This is a genomic window from Pseudoalteromonas sp. 2CM28B (genome assembly GCF_023161935.1).
Window position 1 is genome coordinate 57,514 of record NZ_JALNTH010000019.1, and the last position, 19,201, is coordinate 76,714.

General features: G+C 40.4%; 14 protein-coding genes. 8 read left to right on the forward strand and 6 right to left on the reverse strand.

Annotated elements, in window-relative coordinates; all coding sequences use genetic code 11:
• Nucleotides 1-16: 16 nt before the first annotated feature.
• Nucleotides 17-1,843, forward strand: coding sequence for a TonB-dependent receptor domain-containing protein (locus MTN96_RS21605; protein WP_248532721.1), 1,827 nt, complete (start codon nucleotides 17-19; stop codon nucleotides 1,841-1,843).
• Nucleotides 1,844-1,899: 56 nt separating this feature from the next.
• Here MTN96_RS21605 and msrA read toward each other — a convergent pair whose 3' ends face one another.
• The 3 genes from msrA to MTN96_RS21620 form a co-directional block, all read right to left on the reverse strand.
• Nucleotides 1,900-2,436: a peptide-methionine (S)-S-oxide reductase MsrA gene (gene msrA, locus MTN96_RS21610; protein WP_248532722.1), complete on the reverse strand. Its 537-nt coding sequence runs from the start codon at nucleotides 2,434-2,436 to the stop codon at nucleotides 1,900-1,902.
• A gap of 76 nt (nucleotides 2,437-2,512) precedes the next feature.
• Nucleotides 2,513-5,611: an efflux RND transporter permease subunit gene (locus MTN96_RS21615; protein WP_248532723.1), complete on the reverse strand. Its 3,099-nt coding sequence runs from the start codon at nucleotides 5,609-5,611 to the stop codon at nucleotides 2,513-2,515.
• Nucleotides 5,612-5,614: 3 nt separating this feature from the next.
• Nucleotides 5,615-6,667, reverse strand: a complete 1,053-nt coding sequence (locus tag MTN96_RS21620) for an efflux RND transporter periplasmic adaptor subunit (RefSeq protein ID WP_248532724.1) — start codon at nucleotides 6,665-6,667, stop codon at nucleotides 5,615-5,617.
• Nucleotides 6,668-6,914: 247 nt separating this feature from the next.
• Between MTN96_RS21620 and MTN96_RS21625 the strand changes: the two genes are divergently transcribed.
• From MTN96_RS21625 to MTN96_RS21650, 6 genes are all read left to right on the forward strand, one after another.
• Nucleotides 6,915-7,619, forward strand: a complete 705-nt coding sequence (locus tag MTN96_RS21625; protein WP_069438551.1) for a DUF2982 domain-containing protein — start codon at nucleotides 6,915-6,917, stop codon at nucleotides 7,617-7,619.
• A 35-nt stretch (nucleotides 7,620-7,654) separates the two neighbouring features.
• Complete coding sequence (locus MTN96_RS21630; RefSeq protein WP_248532725.1) at nucleotides 7,655-7,987, forward strand: hypothetical protein; 333 nt, start codon at nucleotides 7,655-7,657, stop codon at nucleotides 7,985-7,987.
• 66 nt (nucleotides 7,988-8,053) lie between these two features.
• A complete protein-coding gene (locus MTN96_RS21635; RefSeq protein WP_248532726.1) occupies nucleotides 8,054-9,700 on the forward strand; it encodes a DUF1566 domain-containing protein in 1,647 nt (548 codons plus the stop codon).
• Between the two features lie 10 nt (nucleotides 9,701-9,710).
• Nucleotides 9,711-10,226 carry a DUF1566 domain-containing protein gene (locus MTN96_RS21640; RefSeq protein ID WP_016899354.1) on the forward strand — a complete coding sequence of 172 codons (516 nt, stop codon included), beginning with the start codon at nucleotides 9,711-9,713 and terminating at the stop codon, nucleotides 10,224-10,226.
• A 514-nt stretch (nucleotides 10,227-10,740) separates the two neighbouring features.
• On the forward strand, nucleotides 10,741-11,658 hold the full coding sequence (locus MTN96_RS21645; RefSeq protein WP_248532727.1) for an AAA family ATPase: 918 nt from the start codon (nucleotides 10,741-10,743) through the stop codon (nucleotides 11,656-11,658).
• An 11-nt stretch (nucleotides 11,659-11,669) separates the two neighbouring features.
• Entirely contained in the window at nucleotides 11,670-12,677 is a 1,008-nt protein-coding gene (locus MTN96_RS21650) for a general secretion pathway protein GspB (protein ID WP_248532728.1), read from the forward strand.
• A gap of 7 nt (nucleotides 12,678-12,684) precedes the next feature.
• Here MTN96_RS21650 and MTN96_RS21655 read toward each other — a convergent pair whose 3' ends face one another.
• Nucleotides 12,685-13,881: an HD-GYP domain-containing protein gene (locus tag MTN96_RS21655; RefSeq protein ID WP_248532729.1), complete on the reverse strand. Its 1,197-nt coding sequence runs from the start codon at nucleotides 13,879-13,881 to the stop codon at nucleotides 12,685-12,687.
• 110 nt (nucleotides 13,882-13,991) lie between these two features.
• Nucleotides 13,992-17,795: a bifunctional proline dehydrogenase/L-glutamate gamma-semialdehyde dehydrogenase PutA gene (gene putA, locus MTN96_RS21660; RefSeq protein ID WP_036979702.1), complete on the reverse strand. Its 3,804-nt coding sequence runs from the start codon at nucleotides 17,793-17,795 to the stop codon at nucleotides 13,992-13,994.
• A gap of 169 nt (nucleotides 17,796-17,964) precedes the next feature.
• On the opposite strand from putA, the gene MTN96_RS21665 reads away from it, so the two are divergent.
• A complete protein-coding gene (locus tag MTN96_RS21665; RefSeq protein WP_214552350.1) occupies nucleotides 17,965-18,447 on the forward strand; it encodes a winged helix-turn-helix transcriptional regulator in 483 nt (160 codons plus the stop codon).
• A gap of 92 nt (nucleotides 18,448-18,539) precedes the next feature.
• Here MTN96_RS21665 and MTN96_RS21670 read toward each other — a convergent pair whose 3' ends face one another.
• Nucleotides 18,540-19,145, reverse strand: coding sequence for a TIGR04211 family SH3 domain-containing protein (locus MTN96_RS21670; RefSeq protein WP_036979699.1), 606 nt, complete (start codon nucleotides 19,143-19,145; stop codon nucleotides 18,540-18,542).
• Nucleotides 19,146-19,201: the final 56 nt, after the last annotated feature.

Sequence of the window (19,201 nt, forward strand, 5' to 3'; positions counted from 1 at the left end):
AGAGATAGGGAACATCATGATAAATAAAACTGCATTGGGTGTGGCTATTTCTGCTGCGCTGTCTTTTTCTGCATCTGCAGAACAAACCATTGAAAGAATAACCGTTACTGCAAATAAATTTGAACAATCAATCAATAATGTACTTGCCAGTGTTAATGTTATTGAACGCATAGATATTGAGCAAGGTAATTACCGAGATTTACCCACACTTCTAAGTACTCAGGTAGGCTTTCAAATAAACTCAAATGGCGGCTTTGGTCAAAACGCTGGTGTGTCCTTGCGTGGTACAGGCTCTGGTGATACGTTAATTTTGATTGATGGTGTTCGTACCGGTTCTGCAACGCTTGGCCAAAAAGCATTGAGTAACGTGCCTTTAAATAGTATTGAACGCATTGAAATAATTAAAGGGTCACGTGCCGCTGTCTATGGCTCTGATGCACTTGCTGGTGTTATTAACATTATTACGCGTGAGTCAGATAACCTTTCTGTTAGTGCAACATTTGGTTCAGACGCTTACCAAGATTATCAAATGGCAGGCTCTGTAAAGTCAGGCGATATGAGGAGTGCATTTAATGCAGGTTTTGAAAAAACAGATGGTTTTGATGTATTGCAAGGTGTAGCGCCAGATGAAGATGGTTATGAGAACAAAAACCTCGGTTTTAAAGTAAATTATAATGATGCACAGTACGGTGATTTTAAGTTATTAGGTCAATACAGCGAAGGCTTTGCTGATTACGATAGTCGCTTTAGTCCTGCCGATAGCACGATTGAACGCAATGACTTTGAAAATTATCAATTGTCTGCTGGTTGGAATAAAAACTATAAAAATCAGTCTCACGGTGTTGATATTGCACTTGTAACTGATGACTCAGATAACACTTATGTTAATTTTTCCACTGGTCTGCCAGTCACAAGTACGTTTATAACTCAGCGTACTCAAATTGATTACAATGGCCAATATCGTTTAGATGATACTTTAAATATTAGTGGCGGTATTAACTGGTATAAAGACGATGTGTCGCGCAGCTCTCAAGTATTTATTGAAGATAGTCGTGACGTGCTTGCAGTATTTGTAGGTGCCTATTACGATACAGATAAGGTACTTGCTAATCTAACTGTTCGCCAAGATGATGATGAACAGTTTGGTGATGAAACAACGTATACCGCGGCAGCGGGATATCATTTATCGAGTAATGCAACATTCCGTTTAAGCCAGAGCACAGGGTTTAAAGCGCCTACCTTTAACGATTTATATTACCCTGATTTTGGTAACCCTAATTTACAACCAGAAAAGTCCGTTAACCGTGAGCTTGGCTTAAATGTAGACTTTGATATTGCGCAAGTTGATGTCGCTATTTTTAGAAACGACATTGAGGATAAAATTGATTATGATGCAAACTTTGCATTAGCTAATATTGACGAGGCTCGCTTTGAAGGGGTTGAATTTAGTCTTTCTCAGCAGGTTTTTGGTTTTGATAGTCACCTTAATTTTGCATATTTAAGTGCGCAGAACAAAGAAACAGGCGCAGAGTTGCGTAATGTTGCTAAGCGTACATTTAATTGGGAGCTTAAAAAACAGTTTGGTGACTTTGATGCGCGTATCGATATGCAGTATCGCAGCGATCGTCAAGGTGCACAAACCCACTTAGGCTCTTACACACTATGGAATTTAGCGGGTAATTATCAAGTTAATCAAAATATTGAAGTATCGCTTCGCGTAGAAAACCTGTTCGATAAACAGTACAACGCCGTTGATTCACATCTAAGTTCTACAACAGCTCAAGCGTATTACTATAATACACCAGAACGTCGCTTGTTTGCTGGTATAAGCTATGAGTTTTAATTACTGAATTAGCACATATAATAAATGCCCGAATTTAAATCGGGCTTTTTAATGTGTTATTCCGTTAAAAACTCGCTAAATTCAGTTTCAAACTTATGTAATTTGGGTGCAATTAAAATACTGCAATAGCCCTGCTCAGGATTTTCATTGTAATAGTCCTGATGGTAGTGCTCTGCGGGGTAAAAAGTGGTTGCTGGGCTCACCTCAGTTACTATAGGTTCGCTAACATGACTTTGCAGCTCTGCAATAACTGCCTGTGTTTGTACTTGTTGTTGCTCATTATGATAATACACAACGCTGCGGTATTGAGTGCCTATATCGTTACCTTGGCGATTTAGTTGTGTGGCATCGTGTAGGGTAAAAAACATCGCGAGTAAGGTTTCAAAGCTGATAACACGGGCATCAAATTCAACCTTAATTACCTCTGCATGGCCACTGTTGCCAGTGCAAATAGTTTTGTAGGTTGGGTTATCAGTATGTCCACCAGTATAACCAGAGCAAACACTGAGTACACCTTTTACACGCCTAAATGCTGCATCAATACACCAAAAACAGCCGCCGCCGAGTGTTGCTACTTGTGTGGTCGAACTCATAAGTACTTCCTCAATTGTTAGGGATATGTGCACTGAATAAAGCGCCGTAACAGCTAGTTACGACGCTCTGAGTGACTTAGATCTCTTTAAGCGGTTTTTCAGCGGCTTGCTTATCAAGTTTTTGTTGTAAAAACTCAGGTGATTGTGTGTTTCGCGCTAGTGCGTAATAAGCGGCTGGCACCACAAACAGAGTTAGTATGGTTGCCACCGTTACGCCAGTAAATACCACCACACCAATTACCATTCTACTTTCCGAGCCTGGACCGGAAGCCAACACCAAAGGTACGGCACTCATAACCGTTGTTAGGGAAGTCATAATAATAGGGCGCAAACGCTGTGTAGCCGCTTGTAAAATGGCCTCACTAAATTCTACGCCTTTATCACGTAACTGGTTGGTAAATTCAACAATCAGTATACCGTTTTTAGCACTTAACCCTATGAGCATAACAATACCTATTTGGCTGTATATATTAAGTGTTAAGCCCATACTCCACAGGCCAAACATAGCGCCCATTAACCCAAGTGGAACGGTGAGCATAATAACAAGCGGATGCATAAAACTTTCAAACTGAGCAGCGAGCACTAAAAAGGTCACGGTCAATGCCAGCACAAACACATAGGTCATGGCTGAGGCACCTTCATAAAACAATTGCGACTCACCTTTATAGTCAATGGCACCATCAATGTCGTTTTCCTCTGTGGCAACCTTGTTTAAAAAGTTTAGTGCTTGTTCTAGCGTGTAACCATCAGCGAGGTTGGCACTTAAAGTAATTGCACGCATTCGGTTATAGCGGTTTAAACGCGAGGCGGTGGCTTCTTCTTTTAAGCTAATAAGGCTATCAAGAGGAATAAGTTCTCCGCTACGTGATTTTAGGTATATATTTGAAATATCAGTCGGGTTGGCAAAGTCTTGTTTTGTGCCCTTTAAAATTACATCGTATTCTTCACCGCGGTCAATAAAGGTGGTTACACGGCGTTGGCCAAGCATGGTTTCAAGTGTACGACCCACATCAGAGACTGATACGCCTAAATCAGCGGCTTTATTTTTATCAATACTGACTAAAAACTGAGGGAAGGTTTCTTTATAATCATGATCAATACGCACTAATCCAGGGTTTTTCTCAGCGCGTTTAATAATTCTATCTCGCCAATCTGCAAGTTGGGCATAATCATTACCTTGCAAAACAAATTCAATAGGGCGAGATGAACCACCTCCGCCAATACCACGGCGCATAATAGCAAATGCACGGACATCGGTGACCTCTTGCATTTTGCCGCTTATTTCATCCATGACTTCCCATGTTGAGCGTTTGCGTTTATCCCAATCAGCCATGCCAACAATAGCCACGCCGCCACTGCCACCCCAACCTGGGACTCGAACAAGCACTCGACTTAGTTCACCAGATTCAGAATAAGGCATTAAGCGCTCTTCAATTTTTGCCATATTGGCGGCATTATTCTCATAACTAGCGCCTTCAGGGCCATTCATAAGCACAAAGAAAGTGCCACGGTCTTCTTTTGGCGTGAGCTCTGAGGGTATTTGTAAAAATAATGAATAACTAACAAACCCAGCCAAAACTAAGCTCAGCATTAAGCCCCATTTACGGGTCATATTTGACGCTAAAGCGTTACGGTATCCATTTTCTAATTTAGTAAAAAAACGGTCCATAACTTGGCTAAACTTACTTTCTTTTTCAGATGCTTTTAACACTTTTGAACACAGCGCCGGAGAGAGTGTCAACGCAGTAATGCTGGAGAAAAACACGGCAGCACTTACCGCCATAGCAAACTCTGTAAATAGTGCGCCAATTCGTCCTTCCATAAACACTAATGGTACAAACACGGATATAAGCACTAAGGTGGTGGCTATAATTGCAAAGCCCACCTCACGTGCGCCGCGATAAGCTGCCAATAAAGGCGGCTCCCCAAGTTCTATGCGGCGGTGAATATTCTCTAGCATTACAATGGCATCATCGACCACTAAGCCTATTGCTAACACCAGTGCTAGTAGCGTTAATAAGTTAATTGAATAACCCATTGCTAATAAAAACATAAAACTACTGACTAGAGCGACCGGTACTGTGACCGCGGGAATAAGAGTGGCGCGAATGTTACCTAAAAATATAAAGATAATAAGCACGACTAACCCCATAGAAATTGCTAAAGTTTTATAAACTTCATTAATTGACTCTTTAATAAATACCGAAGAATCATAACTGTCTTCTATGGTGGTGCCTTCAGGTAAATTACGTTTTATTTTTTCCAGTTCACTGCGGGCGTTATCAACCACAGTTAGGGTATTGGCTTTGGCTTGTTTAACAATACCCATACCAATCATATTACGGCCATTACCTCGGAATAAACTTTCATCATCGGCGGCTTCTAGTTTTACGTCAGCCACTTCGCCTAGACGCACTAAATAACCATCTTCACCTCGTTTAATAACTAGGCTTTGAAAATCACGTTGGTTTTTATAGCTGCGTGCAGTGCGAACGGTAAAATCACGGTCTACCGATTCAATTTCACCCGCCGGAAGCTCTACATTTTCATTACGCAGTGTTTGCTCTATATCACTAGAGGTAATGCCACGGGCGGCCATCGCTTGGCGGTTAAGCCATACTTTCATGGCATACTTTCGCTCCCCCCCAATGCGCACATTCGATACGCCATCAACAACGGCTAATCGGTCTACAATAAAACGCTGTGCATAATCAGAAAGTTGCAATGAATCCATGGTTTCACTGTTAAGTACAAACCACGCGATAGGGCTTTCGTCACTATTTGATTTTGATACTTCAGGAGGACGTACTTGCTCTGGTAGGCTATCAAGTGCACGCGCAACTCGTTCACGCACATCGTTGGAGGCATCGTCTATGTCGCGGTTAATATTAAACTCAATGGTAATGTTTGATCGGCCGTTACGACTCGATGAGTTAATACTTTTAATACCCTCAATCCCCGAAATACGATTTTCGATAACTTGGGTTATTTTTGTTTCAATAATTTCAGCAGATGCACCAGTATATTCAGTACTAATATTGACAATCGGTGTTTCAATATCAGGGTACTCGCGCAAAGGCAGCATGCTAAAAGCAACTAAGCCAAAAGTGAGTAACAGTAAGTTAATAACAATCGCAAAAACGGGGCGTTTGACGCTAGTATCGGTAATTTTCACGTGTTACCCCTTAACGCTTACTTTACTACCAGAGCGGATTTTGATTATTCCCTCGGTAACAATCTGCTCGCCATTACTTAACCCTTTGTTTATCGCTACCCAGCCATTGTTTCTACTTGCAACATGTACTTCTTTACGATTTGCTATGCCATCTTCAATTTGAAAAACGTAATGTTTATCTTGCAGAGGAATAATGGCCTTTTCAGGGACCATAAGAGCTTGATTGCTGCTTAGCTCTAGTGCTGTTTTAAGTAGCATACCAGGGCGAAGTAAACCCGATTTATTAGCAAAACTTGCTGTTACTTCTACACTGCGAGTGATTGAGTCGATACGTGAGCTTATATGGGTTACTTTACCGCTGAAGGTTTGATCAGGATAAGCATCGTTTTGAGTGCGAACAATCATTCCGTTTTTCAATTGAGCTAAATACTTTTCAGGCACTTTAAAATCAACTTTTATGATACTAATGTCATCGAGGGTTGTGATCACGGTACTGTTATTTACATAAGCACCCACCGATATTTCGCGTTTACCCAGTAACCCAGAAAAAGGCGCGGTAATAGCCATTTCATTCAGTTTGGTTTTGGCACTTTCAAGTTGGGCTTCGCTGGCATCAACGCGAGCGAGTTGTTCTTCAAGCAATGACTTGGCCGTCGCTTGCGAGCGAGAAAGCTCGGTTAGTCTGGCTAATTGACGTTTTTCTTCTTGTAAATTAATGCTAAGTTCTTTTACTGCAAATTGTTCTTGTTGGTTTTGCAGTTGTACTAATTTTTGTCCTTTGCTGACCAAGTCGCCATCTTCAAAGTAAATGCTAGTGACATAATCGTTTTGGGCGCTTTTAATGTAGATAGCCTGATTAGCACGAGCACTGCCAATGGCTTCAATCATAATTGCGTTTTCTTGCGATCTTACCGTGTGGGCAGAGACTTGCGTTGTCATTGCCGAGTAATTGGCTTGCTCGCCCTGTGATGCAGGAAAATACAAATAAACGCTAAAAATTATTAGTAACGAAATAATAAATGGAAATAAGGCTTTACCTGATTGTTTAGAGTGCATTGTTTTCATACCTGAAAATAGATTATAAGTATTGTACGAAATCAGGACAAAAAAAGGCGGTTATGTATCTCATTAATTTGTGCGTTAAGCGTAAAAATAACTGATACTTAGTCATTGCGCATATTTAACAGTAATAATGGGAGTTAATTGATGAGCTTTAAAACATCATGCAAACGCTGTTTAACGCTGAGAAAGTTAATATTGTGGGCTATTATTATGTTTATATTTTATATGGCGTTTTTTCAGTATGGCTAATATAAATAAACAAATACTAAAATACCGAGCGCAAGGCGCTAAAAATGGAATTGAAATATTAGTGGTCGGCAGCATTGGCTTGATTATTATCATGCTGTTTAATTTATTACGCCCAGGCGAAATAAGTATTATCGAAATTTTTTTAGTAAGTTTATGTATTGCTGCAATTTTAATTGGCTTTTTTAAAACACAAGAACCTTTTTATAGTATTATTTTAACTGAGCAGCAATTAATATATCAGCATAAGTATGGACAATGGCATTTACACCCAGAGAATTTGCACCATTGTGGTATACCTAATGTTGATAATGGCATTGATTACCTTGAGCTTAATGCGATTGGTATTAAGTTAAATGATATAGATTCATTCTTGTCTGCTTTAGCTCCAAGAATTGCGGGAAAATTGTTGATAGAGCAGCGACATTTCTTTATGCAAGTTGTTCAAAAAAATTGCAAAAATGGGCATTGCCCATCAGAATGGTTAGTTGAAGATAATAAATATAGGTCAAAAAAAGGAATTGACTATAATGGGCTCATAGCGATGTTTGCTAATAGGGCTAAGCATCTTCAGCTTTTAACAGGGTATGACTTACTGTTACCAGCGAGTGTAATAGAAAGTGATATTTGGGAATTTAGCGCAAATTTAAATAAATGGAAGCGCGATCCCTCTCAGTTTATAAAGTCGCAGTGTGAATAATAATATAAGCACTCACTGCGGGATTAGGAATAACTATGAGCCAAAACAGATCTTTCATTAAAAGTGGTCGAAACACCATAATACATAAAGACAGAAAACTAGATTTAGTGATTGTTAATGGTGAGACTCACCCTAAAATTAAAGTAACAGGCAGTGGTCTTGAGCCATTTAAAGAAGAACTGCCAAAAAACCGCCGAGATGCAAAAGAGCGTTACCTCGATGTTGTTTATATTACGAGTGCTGATGTATTTAGCGAAGAAAAACAACTGTTGTTTATTCAATCCTTAGATGGCCGCGAATATAAAGTAGATTACAGTAAAGTTGGCACTAAATTATTTGTTCGTATTCATCAAGATAGTTACTTGTAGTTTATAATGGCATTTTTTTTGCTTAATAGTTTTATTAGATAATTTTAAGACAAAAAGGTGCTGAGTATGAAAGCAATTTCGTTAATACCACTTATGTCATGTTTGCTTTTGGCTGCATGCGGAGGGGGAGGCGGTGCTGATAACAGTGATATAAAAACATCAGTATTTGCAGGTAACGATCTTCAAGTTGTAGAAAAATCAGAGTTTACTATTTCTGCAAAAGGCTCTCCTGCAGATGGTACATTTACTTGGCAGCGTGTAAGTGGCCCTATTATAGATGTGTTTCCGCTTGAAGGGGCTGAACAAACCATTACTGCACCAGATGTAAAGTCTGACAGTGAACTGGTATTAAGAGTTAGCTATCAAACCTCAGATGGCAGTTTAGTGAATGACGACTTGAGTGTTTTCATTGCCTCTAATAATCAGCTTCCTCTTGCTGTTGTTACTCAAGTTGCTCCTGCAAACTTGCCCTCAGTTTATAAGGATACTGTAACTCTTAGTGGTTTAACTTCCACAGACCCAGATCAAAATGGCGAAATTAGCAGTTATTTGTGGCAATTATTGTCAGGGCCGGATTTAACAATTAATAGCTATACCAATCCAACGCTTAGTTTTTCTCATCCATTATTAGAAAATAACACCAACTTAAAATGGCAGCTCACCGTAACAGATGATGAGGGCGGAGTATCTGCATCACAATTTGATATGACCCTTAATAAAACAGCTCAAGTGATTATTGCCGATGCAGGCGCTAATCAAACAGTAGAAGAGTTTGATAAGGTTATCTTAGATGCCACTGCAAGCGAAGCGGCAACTCAATCTTATCAATGTATGTGGCAACAACTTACCGGTAATGCAGAAACCCTGATTGAATCACAGTCATGTACTGCCAGCTTTTTTGCCTCTGATATTGATTTAAATGCAACGCTTAGCTTTGAAGTACAAGTTATGGACTTAAAAGGGCGCACCGACACAGATACCGTATTTATTGATGTAACACCCAAAGCGCTTGGGTTAATAAATGATACAGGGGTAGGAGAGTGTTATAACAATACTCAGCGAATTAACTGTAATAATGATGAATTTCCAGCTCAAGATGCTGATCTTGGGCGCGATAGTTTTGCCAATCGTTTAGGTAAAGTGGGTAAAGGGAATCTGGCTTTTGATTACACCAAACTTAATGAGTTTGCCGATGAGCTTCTCGATGATGCGCAAAACTTTAGCTGTATTCGTGATAATACTACCGGCCTTGTTTGGGAAGTGAAAAGCCCTTATTCCGGTGTGTTACCAAATACCACTTTACGAGATGGACAAAACCGCTATATTTGGCAAGGGACTGTCAATAGTGGCGATGTAGCGGGTAGTGATAATACCACATGTCCGAGCAATACTGATTGTGGCTTACAAACCTATATTGATGAAGTTAATGCGCTTGATTTTTGTGGCGGCAGTAATTGGCGTTTACCTACTTATACTGAGTTGTTAGGCTTAATTGATTACGGTAAACAAGGGCAAAATGTATTGATAGATACTGCATTTTTTCCTAATACACCATCGACTAACAGTGTAGGGCATTTACGTTACTGGACCTCACAGACCGCGGTTGATGGTGCCAGTTTATCTCAGGCTTACACTATCGATATGATGGATGGCAATGATTTAGCCTATCCAAAAGATAATACCGCTTACGTGCGCTTAGTTAGAAATCGTTAAGGTGATTATTATGAAATTAATTAAAGTCTCTATGTTATTAGCCTTGGGATTATGCCAGTCACTTGCAGCGCAGCAGTGTTATGAAGAGGTAGCGACTAGCGATGATACCGACCGATTTGTGATTAATATTGATGGCACTGTGTCAGATACTAAAACAGGGCTAATGTGGCAGCGCTGTAACTATGGTCAAGTTTATAATAGCGAAACAACTAGCTGCGATGGTGATACTCAACCATTAAATTGGCAGGCCTCACTTAAAGGCGCACTGAATGACACCACGGCAAATTATAACGACTGGCAAGTGCCGAGTATTAAAGAGTTAGCTAGTATAGTAGATCACCGTTGTACCGATCCAAGTATTAATGCGGGTATTTTTTTAGCAACGCAGTCGCAAAATTATTGGTCTAATACCTCGGGTATTAGCAATATAAATTCGGCATGGGTTTATCAATTTTCCAGTGGTTTAAATAGCTTACATGCTAAAACAAGTAACGTATATTTACGCCTAGTACGCTATGAGAAGTAGTTAATTAGGGGCTGTTGATCTTTCAAGGTTAAATTTGCAGCAGTCTGTTTGGTATTTAGGCAAGGCAGAGCCTATGTGGTGTGGTTATTCCCCATAAATAGGCGATAACGCAGCATCAATGCCAAACAGGCGCTGCCCGAAGGGTTCTGCCTAAGGGCGATTTACTCTTTGTTGCCAACATGGATGTAGGTAAGGGGCGTGAGCAGGGCGCGGAAGCTTTGCTCGGTTTTTACTTATTCTTACATGGATGTAAGCCAGTAGAATAACGCAGGAGTAGTTATCGAGCCCACTAGGTTACAAACCTCGCGCCGCGATTAAACCGCCCCTAGTTTGAACAAATATTAATCCGCAAAGAACAACAGACCCTAATATATTAGCGAATCTGAAAATGCTCTTTTATTTACGGTTAGCCTTTTTATTTACACTATTTTAATAATAAAGCCTGGTTGTAGTTGTCACCTAGGCTATTTTTTTGCCATTATAGGCCGTGAATTAACGACCAAGGACTATAAAGGTGTATTTAAGCTATTTTGGTTTACAAGAAAAGCCATTCTCAATTTCGCCTAATCCCCACTACTTATTTTTAAGTGAACGCCACAAAGAAGCATTAGCACACCTTACCTATGGACTAGGTGAAGACGGTGGCTTTGTGCTGTTAACTGGTGAAGTGGGTACGGGTAAAACCACCATAACACGTAGTATGTTAGAGCGACTGCCTGAAAATACCCAAGTAGCCATGATCTATAATCCTGCCTTATCAGAACTTGAACTGTTAGCCAGTATTTGCGATGAATTACAAATAACTTACGACGCCAAAAATGCCACGCTGAAGAGTCTAACGGATGTGATTAAAAAGCACCTCGAGTTTAATAATAAAGCGGGGGGGCATACTATTTTAATTATTGATGAAGCACAGCTACTTGCCCCCGATGTGCTTGAACAACTTCGCTTATTAACCAATATCGAAACCGACCATAAAAAGTTATTACAAATAGTATTAGTAGGGCAGCCTGAGTTACAGGTACTTCTAAAGCGAAATGAGTTAAGACAGCTGGCACAGCGTATTACTGCTAGGTATCACTTGTTAGCGCTAACACCAGGGCAAACCATTGCTTATATTCAACATCGGCTACATATTGCAGGTTGTGACAAGAAAATATTTTCAATGGAAGCGATGCAAATGGTGCATCAGCTCACAGGCGGCGTGCCACGATTAATGAACCTGGTGTGTGAACGCGCATTAGTAGGGGCATTTTCCAAACAGCAAGAAATTGTTGGCAGTGATATTGTTAAGCAAGCAGCGAGTGAATCTTTACCTATCGACTTTATTGTTACAAATAATAAGGTGAGTAAAACAGGTTATATTTGGCCTTATAGTGCTGCTGCGTTAATGCTTTTTGGTGCAGGAATTGGCCTGTCATTTATTCTTTAGTTAGGTGATTCATGTCTTATTTATTAGATGCGTTAAAGCAGTCAAAGCACGATACCATGAGCGCAGAGCAATATGACTTGCAAGCGCAACAATTAAAACAACAACGCCAGTTGATGGCCTATCGTCGAATTAGTTTTTTACTCGCAGGAAGTTTATTGGCAACGGGTATATTGACCAGTGGCTTTTTTGTCGGTAAGTGGCTGCAACAAGAAAATGTAGCCGTAAAAAATGAGGTTGTTCAAAATGACCTTAGTCAAAAAGACTCAGCAGTAGTAGAAAAACCAACAAGCCCAGAGGAAGTAAAAAAAACGGTTGCTCAAGCAGTAACAACCCCTCAAACGCCCCTTGTTACAACTGCGCCTAACAATTCTGTGCCACTGGCAGGGCAATTGGTTTATGTACAAACCCCAACGGGTGTACAGCAAATGTTGCTTACGCCACAAGAGCAATATTTACCTATGAGCGTTAATCAAGCGTCTCAAGGGCAAACGCAAAATTTCTCGGCGCAGAGTAACGTTTCATCTAGTTTTCAATCACCGAGCAACCAACCTCAAAGTGTACCAACTCAATCAACGAAAAGAACACTCAGTGCCGATGAGTTGAGTAAATACAAAGTGTTAGGTAAACCACTTAATCAAAATGTGCCTGCCCAGCCAGAATCAACCGCTGAACTAGATACGGTTCCCGACACGCTGAAAAATGCGTTTGCGCAAGCCGTTAATGATACAGAAACAACAGCCGACTACGAAGTAACTCAAGGCTCTCGTCATTCATCACGGGTACAACCCGTTGAGCTACTGCCTGATGGCTTACAAAGTATGTTGCCAAGCATTAAATATCAGGCACATATTTATTCGTCGACAGCAGATAAACGCTGGATAAAGCTCAATGGCAGAGAGCTATATGAAGGGGAGTCTATTGGTGCGTTGAAGGTGTTAGAAATAGCGCCAGATCAGAGCGTACTTGATTTTGATGGCTATGAGTTTAGCTTAAAAGCCCTGCAAGATTGGCCACAATAGTGGCCAATTAACTAAAGATAGAGTGCTTATAAAAGCCCTCTAAATCTATATTATATTCTTTGGGTTTTATTGCTGACTCAAGCGTGTCTTGTGTTCTTTTGCTTGATAAGTCAATATCTTGAACTTCAGTGTAACGCCCATGTTTGGCATTAAAAAACGTTTTTACGACTGGTTTTAATGGTGTTGCAGGGTTACTTTGGGTCACCAGCCCCACTTTTTGGCTGGAAAGTTTTACCAGCGTGCCCACAGGGTGAATACCAATGCATTGAATAAACTTATTCAGCAGCACGCCATCAAAGCTATCTGGGCAACCTTGTTTTAATATTTTAAACGCCTTAATTGGCTCCATACCCGCTTTATAAATGCGTTCAGCGGTTAATGCATCATATACATCAACAATAGAGGCCATACGAACGTATTTGCTTATTTCATCGCCTTTCTTACCAAAGGGGTAGCCTTTACCATCTAAGCGTTCATGGTGCATACCTGCGATATCAACAGCAATCCCCGTTAATCCTGCGTCTTCAAGTATTTCTTTGCTAAAGCGCGCATGGTTTTGCATCACTTTAAATTCTTCGTCACTGTAGCGACCTGGTTTGTTGAGAATCGCGTCAGGTATTTTTATTTTTCCCATATCATGCAATAGGGCACCTGTTGCAAGTTCTTCAATGATTGGTTTTTCAATATTGAGATGTTTTGCAAAAATACTCATTAAAATAGACACATTTATCGAGTGCTCTAATAAATAGGCATCTTTTTGGCGCATTTGCGTAATGCACGCCAGCGCATCTTGATTTCTAAAGACGGAGTCAATAAACCCGCTAGCCAGCTCCCTAAAAGGAGCAACATCAACAGTGCGGCCAGATTCTATATCGCCAAATGCTTTGGTTTGTAAGTTTTTTGCTTCATCGTAAAGCTTTTTAGCTTTACTCATTTCTTGCTCAGCGCTGTGGGTTATTAACCATGGATCGCGCTTTTTGATTTCGTGCTTAGTTGCAGGCGTTGGTTGTGTTTCAGGTTCTTCAGAGGTGAGCATTTTATCAGGATCGATTTCAACCTTTAAAATGCCAGATTTTATTAATTTATCAATTCCACTTTGAGTTTTAACCCAGCCTTGGTTTTTTATTCTAATATTGCCAGTTTGCTTAACAACTTTTTGTACAAACATACCAGGTTTTAGCTGTGTAGTCGGAATGGTTTTCAAAGTGAACTCTAATTAACAAATATGATTAATGAAAGTAACAAATAAATTCACATTTAGAAATAAAAAAAGGCATCAAATTGATGCCTTTTTAATTAAATGATGACTATTATCTATTCATCATCTTCAACAAGCGTCATCAACGAGGTGTTACCGCCTGATGCCGTTGTATCGATACTGATTGTTTTTTCAGTAATAAGGCGCTTAATTAGCGTGTCGTAATACTCTGAGCTGATCACTGGCAGTATTGCGCCTTTACGTTGTGCAAGCTGTTGGCTGAAGTAACCTAAGCGAGAAGAACGTGCAGCAACTACCGCACCCGCTAGGTGAGGGTGTGCCAATATAGCTTGTAACTGGTTTGGTTTAGCTACTTGGAAAACACCTTCAGCAACGCCGGTTGCAATAAACTTATCTCTAAAGGCAACCGCTTCGTCGTAAAATATTTCAGATGCAACAGTAATTACCGTATTACCAGCCGCTAGTGCGGTAATAATAGACAGTGCCCAAAAGTTAAATGAGGTGCTTTTATCTGCGTAACAAACCACACAACCACGAGCTTCAAGGTGAAGTGTATTCGACTCACCTGTTGGCCCTGGCAATGTTGTATATTTACGCATGTGCTTTTCTAAGCGGTTTAACTGAGCGCGAGCATCGGCAAGTGTTAACGCTAAATCGTCCGCGAGGTCGTCAATAATTTCAACAGTCGCTACTTTCGCTAATAACTGACGTACCGCAGAAACACGGTCATTCAGTGGCGTTGCACGCCAGATTTTTTCATCGCGCATAGAGTTAACCATTAGCTTTTCTACTTGCTCATTTGCGCCACTGTAGTGGTGTAAATCAAGCTCATCTGGCGTTAGGTTAGTCATTTGTACGTTATCTGGTGAAGCTTTTTCTTTTATTAGGCGTTGTAGGTAGTTTGGTCCACCGGCTTTAGGGCCAGTACCAGAGAGTCCACGGCCACCAAACGGTTGCACGCCAACAATGGCACCAATCATATTACGGTTGATGTATACGTTACCTGCGCGCGACATTTTCGCTAAATGTTCACAACGTTCTTCAATGCGAGAGTGAATACCCATTGTTAAGCCGTAACCCGTGTTGTTGATTTGGTCGACAACATTATCAAGCTCACTCGATTTAAAGCGGATAACATGCACACAAGGGCCAAATACTTCACGTTTTAATACCGATAAGTCTTTAATTTCGTATAAACGTGGTGCAAAGAAAAATGCGCCATTTTCGCTGTTATCAGGAATTTTACACTCATAGTGAAGTGTTGCATTACCTTTTAGGTATTCAACATGGTCGTTGAGTGTTTTAAGCGCTTTTTCATCTATTACTGGGCCTACGTCTGTAGAGAGTAATGATGGGTCGCCAATATGCAACTCAGCAAGTGCGCCTTTAAGCATATCGATAATGCCATCAGCTACGTCTTCTTGGATAAAGAGTACGCGTAATGCTGAACAACGTTGACCCGCACTTTGGAAACCAGAACTGATAACATCATCAACAACTTGCTCAGGAAGCGCTGTTGAATCAACAATCATACAGTTTTGGCCGCCAGTTTCTGCAATTAAAGGCACCTGAATATCGTTACGTGCCGCTAATGTTTGCGAGATAAGCGTGCCCGTTTCAGTTGAACCTGTAAACATAACAGCTTGAATACGCTCATCAGGAACAATGGTTTTACCCACTTCGCTACCGCGAGCAATGACAGGTTGTACAACGTGCTCAGGTAAACCAACTGATAGCATTAATTCAATAGCACGAAGTGCGATTAAGCTGGTTTGCTCTGCTGGTTTTGCAATAACCGTGTTACCGGTAACAATGGCCGCTGCAACTTGACCCAAGAAAATAGCGAGCGGGAAGTTCCATGGGCTAATACATAAAATAACACCACGGGCTTCAAAGCGCTCATCTTGCGCAAGCTCTTCAGCACGGGCTGCGTAGTAACGACAAAAATCAACGGCTTCACGTACTTCATCAATACCATCTTGTGCTACTTTACCTGCTTCTTTAATACAGATAGCTACAAGCTCATCGTGATGGCGCTCTAAAATATCAGCAACGCGACGTAATAAATTGGCGCGCTCTTTTACCGGTGTTTGTGACCATGATTCAAATGCGGTTTCAGCGTTGGCTAGCAACACTTTCATTTCATCGCTATTTTGTAATTTTATATGGCCAATAATTTCTTTATGGTTTGCAGGGTTTTTAACTGCCAGCGCGCCTTCTGGTACTTGGCTTTCATCAATTAAGTGCTCTTCAAACCAAGTGTCTAAATTTTCTTTAAACGGGGTGATCACGTTAATATCAGTTAAGTCCATACCTTTTGAATTGGCACGTTCTTCACCGTATAAATCAATTGGCATTTTTATTTGCGTGTTGTATTTATTACGTAAACCTTGCAGTGTTTCAACAGGATCTGGTAATAACGCTTCAACCGGTTTTGTGGTATCCACAATGGCATTTACAAATGATGAATTAGCGCCATTTTCTAGTAAACGACGTACAAGATAAGCAAGTAGGTCTTCGTGTTGGCCTACCGGTGCGTATACACGGCACTGAATTTTTTCTTCATTAACGATTTGGTCAAATAAAGATTCACCCATACCGTGAAGACGTTGGAATTCAAAACCTTGGTTATCACCTTTGGCCACTTCTAAAATAGTCGCTGCAGTGTAGGCGTTGTGAGTTGCAAATTGCGGGTAAAGTACATCACGTGCTTCAAGCATTTTAATCGCACACGCTTTATATGATACATCCGTGGTTGCTTTACGCGTAAACACCGGGAAGTGATCTAAACCATCTTGTTGTGTGGTTTTGATTTCTGTATCCCAGTATGCGCCTTTTACTAAACGCACCATCATTTTGCGACCCACACGGGTTGCTAGGTCGGTTAGCCATTCAATAACAAAAATAGCGCGTTTTTGATAAGCCTGAACCGCTAAACCAAAACCTTGCCAATCGCCTAAATCGTTATCGCTAAATACTGCCTCAATAACATCAAGAGAAATATCTAAACGGTCAGCTTCTTCTGCATCAACAGTAAAGCCGATATCGTATTTTTTAGCAGCAAGGGCTAGCTCTTTTAGTTTTGGAACGATTTCTTCCATTACACGCTCTCTATGAGTAAACTCATATCGAGGATGAATAGCCGATAACTTTACAGAAATACCTGGGCTTTTTATTGGGCCACGGCCATTTGCGGCTTTACCTATAGCATGAATCGCATTCATGTAGCTATCAAAGTAACGCTTGGCGTCTTTCATTGTGCGAGCACCTTCGCCTAGCATATCGTAAGAATATACATAGCCTTTTTGCTCTTTTTCAGCAGCACGCTCAATCGCTTCGTTAATGGTACGACCCATTACGAACTGTTTGCCCATTATCTTCATAGCAAAGTTAACAGACTTACGTATAACTGGCTCGCCTAAACGACCAATGGTTTTTTTGAGTATGCCAAACTGTTGCTCTTTAGTCTTATCGTTATAGTTAACCATTTTACCGGTTACTAATAACCCCCAAGACGAGGCATTAACGAATAAAGAGTCACTACTACCTAAGTGAGAGCTCCAATCGCCGTTTGCTAATTTATCACGTATTAATGTTTCTTGAGTTGCTTTATCAGGAACTCGAAGCAGCGCTTCGGCTAAACACATTAATACCACACCCTCTTCACTCGATAGTGAAAATTCATTTAATAGCGCATCAACACCGCTTTGACCGTCTTGGTCTTTACGAATGTTTAAAACTATTTGGCGAGCTCTTTCCCATGCACGGCTTCGTGCTTTAACACCGACTTCTGCAAGTGGTAAAATGTGATCAATAACCGCATTTTCATCTATACGGTAAAAGTCACGGATCTTTTGTCTGATCGGACAAGTCGTTGTTAAATCGCCATTGAATAACATAAGCAACCCTCAGGAGTGTTAAGACTTAGGGTAATTGTTAATTACCGCTAAATGTTGTTGGTGTAAAGCGTGCATTCTAATTAAAATCCAGCAGAATATGCTGGTTAATTTTGCCGTTTTACGATAATTTACAGGGCATATTATTAACTTATCCATATAAAATACTGATATGACTAATCCGAATAGATTACGCCTGCTTGATCGTATCGATATATCAATTTTAGACGTTTTGCAGCGCAATGGTAGAATTTCAAATGTTAACCTCGCAAAACAAGTGAATTTAAGTCCTAGTCCTTGTTTAGATAGAGTTAAACGTCTGGAGCAAGAAGGCTACATTGAGGGATATTTTGCAAAGTTAAGCGAAGAAAAGCTCAATCAAAGCTTAGTGGCGCATGTGCAGGTATCGTTAGTCACCTCAAATACCGCGGTATTTAAAGTGTTTCGCGAACACATTCTTAAAATTAAGCAGGTTGTTGAATGTGACATGGTAGCGGGTGGTTACGACTATTTATTAAAAATTCGCGTCTCTAATATGGATGAATACAGAGAAGTATTAGGTGATTTGGTCGATATTCCGGGAGTGGGTACACACCACACTTACATGGTAATAGAAAAAATAAAACAAGATCCTGGACTGCGTTTAGAGATGTAACCTTTGAGTACATTATTGCAGGTATAAAAAATTGCAGGCATAAAAAAAGCATCTTTTTGATGCTTTTTTTATGCCTGCAATATAGGTGGCGCTTACGCCCAACCTTCATAGCGTTTTCTGCGCGATAACACGATGGTTAAAATAATTCCTAAGAACAAGCCTAAAAATGCAATAGCACCGCCATAAGTGAGTAGCTGACGCTTTTCTTTAGCACTGGTTGCTTGCTTTAATTGTTGTTCTTGAGTAAGCGAGTCTTGTAATTGACTTATTTGTGCTAACAGCTGAGCATTTTGTTCGGTTAGCTGTGAGTTTTGTTCTTGTAGTTCAGGTAATTCTACTTGCGCTTGGCGTAATTTATTTTGCATAGCGCTAATTTCGCTGTTAAGCGCTTGATACTGCTGCTTTAAACCAGCTGATTCGCTGATGAATTTAGCCTCTACCCAGCCTTCACGGTCTTTATCATCTTTAACTTTTATAAAACCGTTTTGTTCATCAGATAATAAAGTCAGTTGTGTGCCTGCATCTATAGAACCGAGTAAGCGATAGTCTTTACTGGCGCCTGAACGCATAAAAGTATATAAGTTATCGATTATATAAGCTGTTTTAGCATTAGTAGGCGGCGTTGATTGAGCTTCCTCTGCTTGGCTCATAAACGGGGCGGCTGTTAAAAGCAGCCATAGTAAACAGTGTTTTAGCATTTATCTACCTTGTTAATCTAGCAGTGTCCGTTGTGAACGTGATTTTTATTTCGCAT

Bases quoted from the DNA above. Each gene is read 5' to 3' on its own strand.
- MTN96_RS21635 (WP_248532726.1), top strand. From the start codon at position 8,054: ATGAAAGCAATTTCGTTAATACCACTTATGTCATGTTTGCTTTTGGCT.
- MTN96_RS21630 (WP_248532725.1), top strand. From the start codon at position 7,655: ATGAGCCAAAACAGATCTTTCATTAAAAGTGGTCGAAACACCATAATA.
- MTN96_RS21670 (WP_036979699.1), bottom strand. From the start codon at position 19,145: ATGCTAAAACACTGTTTACTATGGCTGCTTTTAACAGCCGCCCCGTTT.
- MTN96_RS21620 (WP_248532724.1), bottom strand. From the start codon at position 6,667: ATGCACTCTAAACAATCAGGTAAAGCCTTATTTCCATTTATTATTTCG.
- MTN96_RS21605 (WP_248532721.1), top strand. From the start codon at position 17: ATGATAAATAAAACTGCATTGGGTGTGGCTATTTCTGCTGCGCTGTCT.
- MTN96_RS21665 (WP_214552350.1), top strand. From the start codon at position 17,965: ATGACTAATCCGAATAGATTACGCCTGCTTGATCGTATCGATATATCA.
- MTN96_RS21640 (WP_016899354.1), top strand. From the start codon at position 9,711: ATGAAATTAATTAAAGTCTCTATGTTATTAGCCTTGGGATTATGCCAG.
- msrA (WP_248532722.1), bottom strand. From the start codon at position 2,436: ATGAGTTCGACCACACAAGTAGCAACACTCGGCGGCGGCTGTTTTTGG.
- MTN96_RS21650 (WP_248532728.1), top strand. From the start codon at position 11,670: ATGTCTTATTTATTAGATGCGTTAAAGCAGTCAAAGCACGATACCATG.
- MTN96_RS21625 (WP_069438551.1), top strand. From the start codon at position 6,915: ATGGCTAATATAAATAAACAAATACTAAAATACCGAGCGCAAGGCGCT.
- putA (WP_036979702.1), bottom strand. From the start codon at position 17,795: ATGTTATTCAATGGCGATTTAACAACGACTTGTCCGATCAGACAAAAG.